This window comes from Actinocrispum sp. NPDC049592 (assembly GCF_040675465.1).
Lineage (GTDB): Bacteria > Actinomycetota > Actinomycetes > Mycobacteriales > Pseudonocardiaceae > Kibdelosporangium.
This window is the reverse complement of sequence record NZ_JBFAPA010000004.1, coordinates 415,656-429,072: the sequence shown is the minus strand read 5'-3', so window position 1 is coordinate 429,072 and position 13,417 is coordinate 415,656. Positions and strand designations below refer to the sequence as shown.

Below are 13,417 nucleotides of genomic sequence, written 5' to 3'. Positions count from 1 at the left end.
GATTTTCAGGCGCGGATGACCTGAACGCCCGCGTCGGTGAACTCGGCGACGATCGCGCTGTCCGCACCGGAGTCGGTGATGACGACGTCGACCTGGCGGATGTCGCAGATGCGCGCGAAGGCGTGCCGGCCGAGCTTGGAGGAGTCGGCGACGACCACGACCTGGCGGCTGCGGGCGACCATGAGCTGGTTGATGCTCGCTTCGCCCTCGTTGTACGCGGTGGCCCCGGCGGCGGGGCTGACCGCGTCGACGCCGAGGAACAGGTGGTCGGTGGTGAGCTGTTCGAGCACTAACGTGCCCAGCGGCCCGGTCAGCTCGTAGGACTGCGGGCGCACGACACCGCCGGTGACCACGATCTTCACGTGCTGGCGGACGGTGAGTTCGTTGGCGATGTTCAGTGCGTTCGTGACGACCGTGAGTGCAGGTTCGCCTGCGCTCGCGTGCAGATCCGCGCGCGTGGCGAGTGCCCGCGCGACCTCCGTGGTCGTCGTACCGCCGTTGAGGCCGACGACAGCGCCGGGGCGGATGAGCGCTGCCGCGGCGCGCGCGATGCGCTCCTTCTCGGTGGCATGCCGCGCGGTTTTGTAGCGCAACGGCAGGTCGTAGGAGACGTTGTTGGCCGTCGCGCCGCCCCGGGTGCGGGTCACCATCTGCTGCTGGGCCAGGCGGTCCAGGTCGCGGCGGATGGTCGCGGTGGACACGTCCAGCTCGCTGGCGGCGGACTCGACTTCCAGGCGCCCGTCCCGCGCGATGATCTCCAGCAGAGCGTTCCATCGCTCGTGCGACGCCATAGTGCATGCCTCCAGGCCCGTGTGCAGCCGGCCAGTTTGTTGATCGGTGCAGATAGTCACAGTAAACAGCGGGAAACGCCAACAACCACGCCCAGTCTTGCGTGAAGCTGCACTCTCCGAACTACTATGAAGCAGAAACGCTCACAAGATCGCACCTGGAGACGCATGAGTCACGCGGCGGAGGAAACAGCGAGCCAGCCGGACTGCTGGCGGCACGCCATCGACCTGGCCGCGAGCAGGCCGGGCGGACTGCCCGAGCCGGGCGAACGGGTCGCGGTGATCGGCTGTGGCACGTCGTTGTTCATGGCGCAGGCCTACGCCGTGCTGCGGGAACGCGCGGGCCTGGGTGAGACGGATGCGTGGGCGGCGTCGGAGTTCCCGACCAGCCGCCGCTACGACCGGGTGGTCGCGATCTCCCGCTCGGGCACGACGACCGAGATCCTGCGCGCGATGTCGGTGGTGCACGGGCATGCCGCGACGCTCACCATCACCGCCGTGCCTGGCAGTCCCGCGGCTGACCACAGCGACGACGTGATCGTGCTGGACTTCGCCGACGAGCGCTCGGTCGTGCAGACCCGGTTCCCGACGACCCTGCTCACGTTGCTGCGCGCGCACCTCGGACAGGACGTGTCCGGGCTACCGGAGCAGGCCGAACGCGCACTGCACATGCCGTTGCCCGCGGACGCCAACGGGTTCCGCCAGGTGACGTTCCTGGGTGCGGGCTGGACGGTGGGCCTGGCCAACGAGGCCGCGCTGAAGGTCCGCGAGGCCGCGCAGGCCTGGGCCGAGTCCTACCCGGCGATGGAGTACCGGCACGGCCCGATCGCCATCGCCGACGTCGCCTCCCTGGTGTGGATGTTCGGCGACGCGCCCGACGGCCTGATCGACGAGGTCCGCGCGACCGGCGCCGAACTGCAGCTGACCCTGCTCGACCCGCAGGCCGAGCTGGTGCGCGCCCAGCGGATGGCCATCGAGCTGGCCGCCCGGCGCAACCTCAACCCGGACGCCCCGCGCAGCCTGACCCGCTCCGTGATCCTGACATGAGCGTCGTCGCGCTGGACGTCGGCGGAACGCTGATGAAGGGCGCGGTCGTCGCCCCGGACGGCACGAGCACGGCCGCTGAGCAGCGGCCCACGCTGCGGCAGCCGGACACCGTGGAGGGCATCCTGGCGTTCGCCGCCGACCTGGTGGCGGCTGCCGGGACGCCCGACGCGGTGGGGCTGGCGGTGCCGGGGATCGTCGACGAACAGAACGGCATCGCTCGCTACTCCACCAACCTCGGCTGGCGTGACCTGCCGTTGCGTGCGATCGCGACTGAACGCCTCGGCCTGCCCGTGGCGCTCGTGCACGACGTGCGCGCTGGCGCGTTGGCCGAGGCGGAGTTCGGTGCGGCCCAAGGGATGCAGGACTTTCTGTTCCTGCCGATCGGGACCGGCATCGCGGGCACCGCGGTCATCGGCGGGCGGCCTTACCGGGGCGCGGACGGGATGGCGGGGGAGATCGGGCACTCGCCGGTACCGGTGGGCGACGAGCCGTGCGCGTGTGGGCAACGCGGATGCTTGGAAACCTACGCATCTGCTGCAGCATTGGTGCGTCGTTACGGCACACCCGGTGTCACCGCGGCCGACGTGATCACCTCGACCGACCCCAAGGCGCGCGCGGTGGTGGCGGACGCGATCTGCGCGCTGTCGTACGCGCTGACCACGTACACGATGCTGCTCGACCCCGCGGTGATCGTGATCGGCGGCGGCCTGGCCGAGGCCGGGGACACGCTGATGGAACCGTTGCGTGCCGAGCTGGCCGCGCGGATCGCCTGGCGGATGCCGCCGCGGGTGGTCAAAGCCGCCCTGGGCGCGACCGCGGGACGGCTGGGTGCGGCGATCAGCGCGTGGCGGCTCGGATGATCCTCACGGTCACCCCGAACGCCGCGCTCGACGTGACCTATCGCGTCGACACCTTGCGCCGCGGCGGCACCCATCGCGTCGGGGACGTGCACACCCGCGCGGGTGGCAAGGGCGTCAACGTCGCCGACGTGCTCACCCAGCTCGGCGAACCCGTGCAGGCCACCGGCCTGGCCGACGACGTGCTGCGGACCCGGCTGCCGGGGTTCGTGCCGATCGCGGGGCCGAGCCGCCGCACGGTCACTGTGGTCTCCGACGAGGAGGCGACGTTGTTCAACGAACCCGGGCCGCAGATCAGCGCCTGGGAGTGGGCGGCGCTGCTCACCGAGTTCGACCTGCTCGCCGCGCGGGCCGATGTCGTGGTGCTGTGCGGGAGCCTGCCGCCGGGTGTGCCGGTCGACGGGTACGCGCAGCTGATCCGCCGGTCGCCCGCGCCGGTCATCCTCGACACCGACGGCGAACCCTTGCGCCAGGGCCTGGCCGCGGGTCCGGCGCTGATCAAGCCCAACCTGGACGAGCTGACCCGGCTGCTCGGCCGGAAACCTGACCTTCCGGCCGACTGTGCCCAGCTCGGTGTCCCGGTCGCTGCCACACTCGGCGCCAAGGGCGCGTGTCTGTCCACGTCGGACGGCGCCTGGCTGGCCTGCCCGCCCGCGGTGACCGGCAACGCGACCGGCGCGGGCGACGCGTTCACCGCGGCGCTCGCGCGGGGACTACGGCTGGGAACGCCGTGGCCGGATCTGCTGGCCGATGCGGTCGCGTTGTCCGCGGCGGCGGTGTGCGCGCCGGTCGCGGGCACGTTCGACGACCCCACCTACCGGCGGCTCGCGGGGCTGATCACCGTCCGGGAGGCGTGATGCTGCTGCCCACCTCCGCGATCATCGACCAGGCCGTGAGCTCCGGCACCGGGGTCGGCGCGTTCAACGTGATCACCCTGGAGCACGCCGAGGCCGTCATCGCCGGCGCGGAGACCGCGCGGCAGCCGGTGTTGCTGCAGATCAGCCAGAACTGCGTGCGGTTCCACGGCGGCCGGCTGCTGCCCATCGCCCGCGCGACCGCCGCCCTGGCCGCGGAGGCCGTTGTGCCGGTCGCGCTGCATCTGGATCACGTCGAGGACGACATCCTGCTGCGCCAGGCCGCGGACGCCGGGTGCGGCTCGGTCATGTACGACGCCTCGCGGCTGGAGTACGCCGAGAACGTCCGCGCCACCAGGAAAGCCGCCGACTGGGCGCATTCGGCGGGTCTGTGGATCGAGGCCGAATTGGGTGAGGTCGGCGGTAAAGAGGGCGCGCACGCACCGGGTGCGCGGACAGACCCCGGTGAGGCCCGTGCGTTCGTCGAGGCGACGGGGGTCGACGCACTCGCCGTGGCGGTAGGCAGTTCGCACGCGATGACGACGCGCACGGCCACTCTCGATCACTCGCTCATCGCCCGCCTGCGTGATGTGGTCCCGGTGCCGCTGGTGCTGCATGGCTCCTCAGGTGTGCCGGACACCGAGCTGCGGGAGGCCATCCGGCACGGCATGGTCAAGATCAACATTGGCACGGCGTTGAACGTGGCCTTCACCGGCGCCCTGCGCGAGAAGGGCCTGACCACGACCGATCCGCGCAAGTACCTCGCCCCCGCACGCGACGCCATGGCCGACACCGTGGCTCAGTTGCTGGGTGTGCTCTCCAGCTGCTGAACCGGGATCCGGCTCAACGCCAGCACCGCCACGATCCCGACCCCGCACAACCCGGCAAGCAGCAGGAACCCGAGGGTGAACGACCCGGTCGCGTCCTTGAGCGCGCCCATCGCCCAGACCGCGGTGAACCCGCCGAGGTTGGCGCAGAAGTTGCCGAATCCGCTGATCGCCCCGGCGACCTCCCGCCCGAGGTAGGAGATCGGGATCGCGAACAGCGGCCCGAAGTACAGCTGGATCACGATCGAGTTCACCGCCACGACCACTACCAGCATCACCAGCGAGTCCACCAGCACGAACCCGGCCAGCGACAACGCGATCACGGCCAGGGAGATCCCGACCACCGCGCGCGGCCGCCCGGTCTTGTCGGCCACGTACCCGCCCATGATGTTCGACGGCGCTGTCAACGCGGCACCCATCGCCACGAGCCACCCGGCGGTCTGCAGCGAGAACCCCTTCTGGTCGTGCACGAACGTCGGCAGCCACTGGATGGTCCCGTGGGTGGCCGCGAGCCGGACGAACTGGATCACGCCGGTGATCGCCACGACCGGGTGCTTGAGCAGCCGCGGAAGCTCCCGCAGCGGCGGCTGCTTGCGCTGGCCGGTGATCTTGCCGTCGGCGCCGATCAGCCAGTACGCGATCAAGGTGAGGATGCCGAACCCGGCGGTCACCAGGAACACGCCCTGCCACCCGAGTGGGCCGACCAGCAGCGGGCCGGTCAGGTTGAGCACGATGCTGGAGGAGAACCCGCCCGCCACGTACAGGCCCATCGCGGTGGCCTGCTTGCCCGGCGGGAACTGCCGGCCGATCAGGATCAGCCCCGGCGCGAACGACAGCGACCGGAAGATCCCGCTGACCGCCTGGATGGCCACCAGCCACGGGTAGGAGTCGATCAGCGCGAACCCCGCCGCCAGCACGTTCGTCCCCAGCAACCCCACCAGCAGCAGCTTCTTGGCGTCCACCCGGTCGGCCAGCACACCCACGGGCACCTGCATGAACGCGTAGGTGAACGTCGACACCGCCGCCAGCGTCCCGCCCTGGGCGTAGTTCAGGTGCAGGTCCGTGCGGATCAGCGGCATGAACAACGCGATCCCGCCGATCACCAGGGCCTGCGATCCCTGGCATAACACGATCAGGGCGACTGACCACCCCCGCCGAACAGTGATGACCCCTCCCAGTGACAGCGCACGAACTGACAGTCAATCGCACCACAGAACACCGGCCTCGACACTGTTACGGTGATCTCGTGACCGCTAACCAGCTCGGTGAGTTCCTCAGGGCGCAACGGGCCCGGGTCGATCCCGCCACCGCGGGCCTCGCCGGCACCGGACCGCGCGGTGTCACCGGGCTGCGCCCCGAAGAGGTCGCCGTGCTGGCCGGGGTAAGCGCCGACTACTACACCAGCCTGGAGCAGGGCCGGGAACGCAAGCCGTCGATGCCGGTCGTGGACGCCATCGGGCGCGCACTGCAGCTGGACATCGAAGCGTTGATGCACGCCTACCGCCTCGCCGGGCTGATCCCGTACGTGCCGCCGCGCGCGGACGTGGATCCGGCGTTGCGGCGGTTGATGAACACGTTCCCCGCCGCGGCCGCCTACGTGACCAACCGCCGCCTGGACCTGTTGGCCACCAACGATCTCGCCGACGCCCTGCTCGCGCCCTTAGCCCACCGCGACAACCTCGCCCGCGCGGTCTTCCACGACCCCGCCGCGCGCGACCTGTTCGCCGACTGGGCCGAGATCGCCGCCGCCTCCGTGCACACCCTGCGGCTGGCCAGCGGCTACGACCCCGCCGAAGTCACCCCGCTGGTCGACGAACTGCTGGCCAGCAGCCCCGAGTTCGCCGAGTTGTGGAACGCCAACCGCGTCGAGGGCACGTCCGTGCGGATCAAGCGGTTCAACCACCCCATCGTCGGCCGCATCGAGCTGACCTACCGGGCCTTCGACGTCCGCGGCCCCAACGGCCAGTACCTCCTCGTCGGCTCGGCCGAACCCGGCTCGCCCAGCGCCGACGCCCTGGTCCTGCTCGGCTCCTCCTGGGTCTCGCACACCTAAGTTGGTCGGGCGACGGCACGCCCAGGCTCCATCTCGGCAACACATACCCTGACCGCGTCAGTTACCCGTGGCGCGGGTCATCCAGCAGCGGGCCAGTTCCGCAGCATCGCGTCGAGCGCGTGGAGACCCTGGGCCCAGGAGTCGTCGATGGCACGCGGGGTGTGGTCGAAGCCGCCGGATTTCTCGAGGCTCACGAAGCCGTGGAATGCGCTGTGCAAAAGGCGGACCGCGTCGGTCTGGGCCGGTTCGGCCAACGCGTATCCGCGCAGGATGGCTCGGGTCATCTCCGCGTGGCGCGGACCGGCGCTGGCTCGTGCCGTGTCTGGGTCGAGGGGGATCTGCATGGCCGCGTACCGGCCGGGATGGGCCTTGGCGTAGCTGCGGTAGGCACTGGCGAACGCGATGAGGGCGTCCTTGCCCGACCGCCCGGCCAATGCTTCGGCCACCTGGTCGGCCAGTTCGGCGAGCGCCTGCAGCGCGACGCGGATCCGCAGGTCCTGGGCGTTGCGGATGTGCGAGTACAGGCTCGCGTCCTTCACCCCGAACCGCCGCGCCAACGCCGAGACGGTGATGTTGTCGAACCCGACCTCGTCGGCCAGCTCCGCCGCGGCCTCGGTCACCCGTTCCGGACTCAGCCCCGCACGTGCCACACCTCACCCCTTCCTAGAGGCCTTAATTATTTGCCTAGGACCCCTAGGAAAGCTAGCGTCGTTTCCATGCGACCAGTCACCGAACAAGAGATCCGCGCATCCTTCGTCAACTGCAGCAAAGGCGAGGCGAAGCGACTGGCCGTACCCCGTGACCTGGCGTCGCTTTCGTGGGACGACCTGGACTTCCTCGGCTGGACCGACCCCGCCGCACCCGACCGCGCCTACCTCGTCACCGACACCGGGGAGCGGATCGTCGGCATCGCCCTGCGCCGTGCCGCCGGCACTGGCCAGCTGCGCCGCAGCATGTGCTCGCTGTGCCTGACCACCCACCTCGGCAACGGCGTGTCCCTGATGACCGCCCGCAAGGCCGGTAAGAGTGGCCAGCTCGGCAACTCGGTGGGCACCTACATCTGCAGCGACCTGGCCTGCTCGCTGTACCTGCGGGGCAAGAAGACCGCCGACGGCCGCCCGAACGAGTCGCTCAGCCTGCCCGACCAGGTCTCCCGCACGATGACCGCGCTGACCGGGTTCCTGGCCAAGGTCACCGACAACTAGCTCGGTGGGGCGGCGCACGGCCGCCCCACCGGCTGGGTCATCCGCTGACGGACGCCGAGAAGGTGTCGACCGACAGGCCCACGCCGCCGCTCCACGGCTCGAAGCCGGCCTGGATGCTGGTCAGGTACCACGCGGTGGTGATCAGCCCACGGGCCCGGACGTCGTTGACGAAGTCGAGCACACTGAACGACCACGACGTGATCGGCGAGGGCGCCACGTACGAGATCACGTTGTTCGACCCGTTGTTTCCTTGCCACACCTGCCAGCTGCGGCCGCCGATCGAGGTGTTGCCGGTGACGCCGCCGACCGGCTGGATCGGCCCCTGGCGGTTGAACCAGATCATGATCTCCATCTGGTTCACGCCATTGGTCTTGGGCGTCGGGTCGAGCCAGATGTCATACGCGGCATCGAACGTCCCGCCCACATACCGGTAGGTGATCGACGACGGCGCACTGCGGATCCGGCTGACCTGCATCGGCAGCGTCGAGCCGGGGGAGCAGTTCGTGTAGTGGCAGCCGAGGAACACCGACGGGTACGACAGCGGCGCACCGTTGGTCGGCTTGGAACCTTGTTGGGTCGTGATCCGGAACCCGGTGGACGTGACGTTGATGCACTGGGCCGCCGAGCTGCCCCACCGGTTGTTCTGGACCACATAGCGACCCTGGATCGTGGTCGACCCGAACTGGTCACAGATGGTCACATCCGCGTGGGCCGGCCCGGCGGCCGTCAAGATCGTGCCCGCGGCCAGCACGACCGCTGATGTGAGGGCACGGATGGTGCTTCGCATGAGAACTCCTCTCGCAGGGTATGGGAGCGCTCTCAGAATAACCGCCGGTGGCCGAATTCACATACTGGTGATGTACCCGCAAGGGACGACGCGATGACTGGAAACGCTTCCAGAAATGCGCTCGTCGCATCGAATGCGCCACGGGGACGTCGACATCGCCGAGGGACAACCACCTGATCCGGCGATGCCTCAGCCATGCGACCCGATATCCGCCCCTCAGCTACAGTCCGTAGTGGTACCTCACTGCACCATCCGGTTGGCCAGGCGGGTCAGCGCCTCGGTCGTTTGTCCGGCAGGCGCAGCGCCACCAGCCGGTGATGAATCCGATCCGCCGCGCGTGGATCGCCTCTGCGTGCGGGGGTGCGCCGCATTCGGCATGGTGGTCGGTCGCCGACGTTCGGAGCATTGCGCGGGGGTGACGGAGTGGTTACAGTCACTGGCCACGGTGATTGAAACGTTTCAGTCTCGCGTCAAGCCTAGCCCGGGGAGCCCTGCATGCTGCTCTGGAACAGCTGGCGAGCGGTCGTCGCCGCAGCCGCCGTGGTCCTGTCAGTACCCCTAGTCCAGCCCGCGGCGGTCGCCGCAGCCGCGGACGACCTGTCCTGTGCCCATTGGATCTGGTATCCGGAAGGCGATCCCCGGGTCGACGCCCCGGCCGCGTATCGCTACTTCCGCAAGAGTTTCACCGTCGCGTCGGGCGCCGTCAGCGACGCGCGGTTCGTCGTCGCCGGTGATGACACCGTCGATGTCTGGCTCAACGGCAAGCCGCTGGCGTCCTCCACCCGCGTCGCGGACTCCTGGCGAACCGCGGTGTCGGTCGACCTGAGGCCAGCGCTGGTCACGGGCACGAACACCCTCGCGGTCGCCGTCCGCAACACCGGCGGTCCCGCCGGGGTACTCGGGTGCGCGCAGGTCACCACCGCCTCGGGGACCACCGCGGTCGGCACCGACGGCAGCTGGAAGACCTCACGCACAGTCCCGGAAGGCTGGGAACAGCCGAGTTTTACCGACAACGCCTGGCCAGGCGTGACGGATCTGGGCGCGTACGGCACGGCGCCGTGGGGACAGAACGTCGTCCTGCCCGACCCGGCGGCGGCCTCACCATTGAGCGTCGCGAGCGGAACCGTCGAACACCAGCGTGACCCCCTGGGCATCGACGACGCCCAACCGAGGTTCGGCTGGAAACTGACCTCATCGGCGGTGCAGCAACGCCAGGCCGCCTACCAACTCGTGGTGTCCAAGAACGGCACCGACATCTGGGACAGCGGACGAGTCGCCTCCGACAAGCAGGTCGACGTGACCTACAGCGGCCCGGCGCTCACCTCCATGACCGCCTACACCTGGCGCGTGCGGGTGTGGGACGCACACGGGCGGGTCAGTGGCTGGAGCGCGACCCAACGCTTCGAGACCGGCCTGCGCTCGCCCTCGAGCGAGTGGACCGGCGACTTCATCGGCAGGTCCGGGGCCACACCGGACCTCAGCGGCGCGAGCTGGATCTGGTACCCCGAAGGCGATCCGGCCGCTGGAGTGCCCGCCGCGACCCGCTTCTTCCGGCGCACGGTGGACCTCGGTCCAGCGCCCGCGAAGGCGTCCCTGGTGGTGACCGGTGACGACACCGCGGTCGTGTGGGTCAACGGCACGCAGGTGAGTTCCTCGCCGCGGGTGGCCGACTCGTGGAAGCGCGCGACCGTCGTGGACCTGAGCGGGAAGCTGACCCCGGGCGCGAACACCATCGCGGTGCAGAGCGAGAACACCTCCGCCAGCCCGGCCGGCGTGATCGCGAAGCTCACCGTCCAGAACGGACCGACCGTGGTCACCGACGGCGCCTGGAAATCCAGCCAGACCGGCCCGGCCGGGTGGCAACAGCGCGGCTACGACGACAGCGCCTGGCCCGCCGCACGCGCACTGACCACCTACGGCACCGGCCCGTGGGGCTCGAACGTCACCGTCAGCGCGCCCTCTCCGTTGCTGCGCAAGGGTTTCACCGTCAGCAAACCGGTCGCGGCAGCACGGCTGCTCACCACGGCGCTCGGCCTGCAGGAGACCCGCCTCAACGGCACCCGCGTGGGCACCGACGTCCTCGCTCCAGGATGGACCGACTACACCAAACGCCTGCAGTACAAGGTCTACGACGTCACCGCGCAGATCCGCCAGGGCGACAACGCGCTCGGCGCCATGCTGGGCAACGGCTGGTACTCCGGCAGCGTCGGCTTTGCGGGCAACCAGCTCTACGGCACACGGCCGTGGTACTCCGCGCAGCTACAGCTGACTTTCACCGACGGCACCACCTCGCTCGTCCGCACCGACGGCACCTGGAAGACCATCGACGGGCCGATCCGGTCCGACGACCTCTACCACGGCGAGACCTACGACGCCCAGCTCGCGGCCACCGGCTGGGACAACCCTGGGTTCAACGACAGCGCCTGGTCCACCGCGACCGTCCGCACCGACGCCAAACCCACCCTGGTGTCCCAAGTGGACAACGGTGTCACCGTGCAACAGGACTTCCGCCCGGTCGCGATCACCCAGCCCAAACCCGGCGTGTGGGTGGCCGACCTCGGCCAGAACTTCACCGGCTGGAACCGCCTCGTGGTCACCGGCCCCGCGGGCACGACCGTCACCATGCGGCACGCCGAGGTCCTCAACCCCGACGGCACCATCTACACCGACAACCTCCGCGCGGCACAGGCCACCGACCGGTTCACCTTGGCGGGCACCGGAACCACCGAGACCTACGAACCCCGGTTCACCGTCCACGGCTACCGGTACGTCGAACTGACCGGCCTGCCCTCGGCGCCCACCACGAGCACCGTCACCGGACGCGCGATGTGGACCACCGGCGCCCAGACCGGCACCTTCACCACGTCGAACCCGCTGGTGAACCAGTTGCAGCACAACATTCTCTGGGGTGAACGCTCGAACATGCTGTCCATCCCGTCGGACTGCCCGCAACGCGACGAGCGGCTCGGCTGGACCGGCGACATCGGGATCTTCGCCGCCACCTCGACGTTCAACGTCGACGTGAGCAACTTCCTGGGCAAGTTCGCCGACGACCTCACCGACGCACAACACCCCGACGGCGCCTTCACCGACGTCGCACCGGGAGTGCTCGACGGCGCGGGCAAGGCCGGATGGGGCGACGCGGGCGTGATCGTCCCGTACACGCTCTGGCAGCGCTACGGCGACGTCCGGGTCATCGAGTCGCACTTCGCCGCCATGGTCAAGTGGGTCGAGTACCTGCGCAGCACCTCCGGCAGCGACCTCATCCGCAACCACGAGACCTATGGCGACTGGCTCAACGTCAACGACAACACCGCACAGGACCTGATCTCGACGGCGTTCTTCGGCTGGTCGGCCCGGCTGCTGTCGCGCATGGCCGCGGCCAGCGGGCACACCAGCGAAGCCGCCACCTACGGCACGCTGGCCGACCGGGTGGCGTCCGCGTTCACCAGCAGGTTCGTCGCCGCTGACGGAACTGTAGGCAGTGGTAGCCAAACCGCCTATGTGCTCGCGCTGGCCTTCGACCTGCTGCCCGCCAACCGGGTCCAGGCCTCCGCCGACAAACTGGCCGCCAAGGTCGCCGCGAGCGGGGGCCACCTGACCGTCGGCTTCCTCGGCGTGGAGAACCTGCTACCAGTGCTGGCGAACCACGGGCATGCCGACACCGCCTACCAAATCCTGCTGCAACCCGGATTCCCCGGCTGGGGCTACATGATCAGCAAGGGCGCCACCACGATCTGGGAACGCTGGGACGGCATCCGCACCGACGGCACGTTCAACGACCCAGGCATGAACTCGTTCAACCACTACGGCCTCGGCTCGGTCGGCGACTTCCTCTACCGCCAGGTCGGCGGCCTGTCCCCGGCGAGCGCCGGCTACTCGGCACTGCGGATCGCCCCACAACCCGGCGGTGGCCTGACCTCGGCGACGTCTGACTACGAGACGCCGTACGGGCGAGCGACCAGCGACTGGTCGGTCTCCGGCGGCACCCTCACCCTCCGGGTGACCATCCCCGCGGGCACCTCGGCCACCGTCACCGTCCCGACCACACAACCTGCCGCGATCGCGTTCCCAGCCCAGGCGGTACCGACCGCGCCCGGCACGTACTTCCTCCCAGCAGGCTCCTACACATTCACCGCGCCTGCTTGATCTCCGCGTCCCCGGCGGTCAGCGACTCGAAAACACTGGCCGCCGGGGAACCCGGCTCGGCGTGGTAGATCGCCAGGATCTGCCCGCCCGAGTCGGCGATCGGCAACTTCTCCCGGCGCAACTCCAGCTCGCCGAACTCGGGATGGTGCAGCCGCAACGAACCACCGGCCAACGCGGTCACATCGTGCCGAGCCCACAACTTCCGGAACGTCTCGCTGCCCAGCGACAGCTCACCGACCAGTTGAACGATCCGAGGATCGGTGACGTCACTGCCCACCGACGCACGGAACCCGGCGACCAGGCCCCGCGCCACCTTGTCCCAGTCCGGATACAGCTCCTGCTCGACCGGGTCGAGGAAGATCGCGCGCAACCGGTTCACACCCGGCCGGATGTTCGGCGAGACGGCACTGGCCAGCCGGTTCGCGGCCAGCACCTCGAACGTCCGGCTCTCCACGAACGCAGGCAGGTTGATCACGTCCAGCAACTGCCGGATCCCGGCCGGCACCACCTCACGACGCGGCTTCGCCGGGCGCGCACTGGACAGGCTGAGCAGGTACTGCGTGCTGACCTCGTCCAACCGGAACACCCGCGCCAGCGCCTCCAGCACCTGCGGCGACGGATTGCGGTCCCGGCCCTGCTCCAAACGCAGGTAGTAGTCCGCGCTGATCCCGGCCAGCGTGGCGACCTCCTCACGGCGCAGCCCAGGAGTGCGGCGCACACCCACGACCCGCAGCCCCGCCTCGGCCGGATCGATCAGCTCCCGCCGCGCCCGCAAGTACTCGCCTAGCGCATTGCTCATACCTCGATGCTAAGAGGCTTCCGCTCATCGAGCCTGGTCCCGCCACCCCCA

General features: G+C 69.7%; 12 protein-coding genes. 7 read left to right on the top strand and 5 right to left on the bottom strand.

Annotation, left to right across the window (positions count from 1 at the left end; translation table 11 throughout):
- Positions 1-5: 5 nt before the first annotated feature.
- Positions 6-791 (bottom strand): DeoR/GlpR family DNA-binding transcription regulator, encoded by a 786-nt coding sequence (locus AB0J95_RS14285; RefSeq protein WP_364757054.1) that lies wholly within the window; start codon positions 789-791, stop codon positions 6-8.
- 165 nt (positions 792-956) lie between these two features.
- Between AB0J95_RS14285 and AB0J95_RS14280 the strand changes: the two genes are divergently transcribed.
- The 4 genes from AB0J95_RS14280 to AB0J95_RS14265 are packed head-to-tail and all read left to right on the top strand — an operon-like array spanning position 957 to position 4,376.
- Complete coding sequence (locus AB0J95_RS14280) at positions 957-1,835, top strand: SIS domain-containing protein (RefSeq protein WP_364757052.1); 879 nt, start codon at positions 957-959, stop codon at positions 1,833-1,835.
- On the top strand, positions 1,832-2,695 hold the full coding sequence (locus AB0J95_RS14275; protein ID WP_364757050.1) for an ROK family protein: 864 nt from the start codon (positions 1,832-1,834) through the stop codon (positions 2,693-2,695). The genes AB0J95_RS14280 and AB0J95_RS14275 overlap by 4 nt, the downstream gene beginning before the upstream one ends.
- Positions 2,680-3,549 carry a hexose kinase gene (locus tag AB0J95_RS14270; RefSeq protein ID WP_364757048.1) on the top strand — a complete coding sequence of 290 codons (870 nt, stop codon included), beginning with the start codon at positions 2,680-2,682 and terminating at the stop codon, positions 3,547-3,549. Before AB0J95_RS14275 ends, AB0J95_RS14270 begins: the two co-directional genes overlap by 16 nt.
- Positions 3,549-4,376, top strand: coding sequence for a class II fructose-bisphosphate aldolase (locus tag AB0J95_RS14265; protein ID WP_364757046.1), 828 nt, complete (start codon positions 3,549-3,551; stop codon positions 4,374-4,376). The genes AB0J95_RS14270 and AB0J95_RS14265 overlap by 1 nt, the downstream gene beginning before the upstream one ends.
- On the opposite strand, the gene AB0J95_RS14260 is transcribed toward AB0J95_RS14265, so the two are convergent.
- Positions 4,346-5,503, bottom strand: coding sequence for an MFS transporter (locus tag AB0J95_RS14260; RefSeq protein WP_364757044.1), 1,158 nt, complete (start codon positions 5,501-5,503; stop codon positions 4,346-4,348). The genes AB0J95_RS14265 and AB0J95_RS14260 overlap by 31 nt on opposite strands.
- Positions 5,504-5,619: 116 nt before the next feature.
- Here AB0J95_RS14260 and AB0J95_RS14255 point away from each other — a divergent pair, with 116 nt between their 5' ends.
- Positions 5,620-6,426 (top strand): helix-turn-helix transcriptional regulator, encoded by an 807-nt coding sequence (locus AB0J95_RS14255; RefSeq protein ID WP_364757042.1) that lies wholly within the window; start codon positions 5,620-5,622, stop codon positions 6,424-6,426.
- Between the two features lie 77 nt (positions 6,427-6,503).
- Here AB0J95_RS14255 and AB0J95_RS14250 read toward each other — a convergent pair whose 3' ends face one another.
- Positions 6,504-7,076, bottom strand: coding sequence for a WHG domain-containing protein (locus AB0J95_RS14250; protein WP_364757040.1), 573 nt, complete (start codon positions 7,074-7,076; stop codon positions 6,504-6,506).
- 66 nt (positions 7,077-7,142) lie between these two features.
- On the opposite strand from AB0J95_RS14250, the gene AB0J95_RS14245 reads away from it, so the two are divergent.
- Complete coding sequence (locus AB0J95_RS14245; RefSeq protein WP_364757038.1) at positions 7,143-7,631, top strand: FBP domain-containing protein; 489 nt, start codon at positions 7,143-7,145, stop codon at positions 7,629-7,631.
- A 37-nt stretch (positions 7,632-7,668) separates the two neighbouring features.
- Here the strand turns inward: AB0J95_RS14245 and AB0J95_RS14240 are convergent, their stop codons facing one another.
- A complete protein-coding gene (locus AB0J95_RS14240; protein WP_364757036.1) occupies positions 7,669-8,418 on the bottom strand; it encodes a glycoside hydrolase in 750 nt (249 codons plus the stop codon).
- Between the two features lie 495 nt (positions 8,419-8,913).
- Between AB0J95_RS14240 and AB0J95_RS14235 the strand changes: the two genes are divergently transcribed.
- Positions 8,914-12,567, top strand: coding sequence for a family 78 glycoside hydrolase catalytic domain (locus AB0J95_RS14235; RefSeq protein WP_364757034.1), 3,654 nt, complete (start codon positions 8,914-8,916; stop codon positions 12,565-12,567).
- Here the strand turns inward: AB0J95_RS14235 and AB0J95_RS14230 are convergent.
- Positions 12,551-13,366, bottom strand: a complete 816-nt coding sequence (locus tag AB0J95_RS14230; protein ID WP_364757032.1) for a helix-turn-helix transcriptional regulator — start codon at positions 13,364-13,366, stop codon at positions 12,551-12,553. The two genes, AB0J95_RS14235 and AB0J95_RS14230, sit on opposite strands and share 17 nt — an antisense overlap.
- Positions 13,367-13,417: the final 51 nt, after the last annotated feature.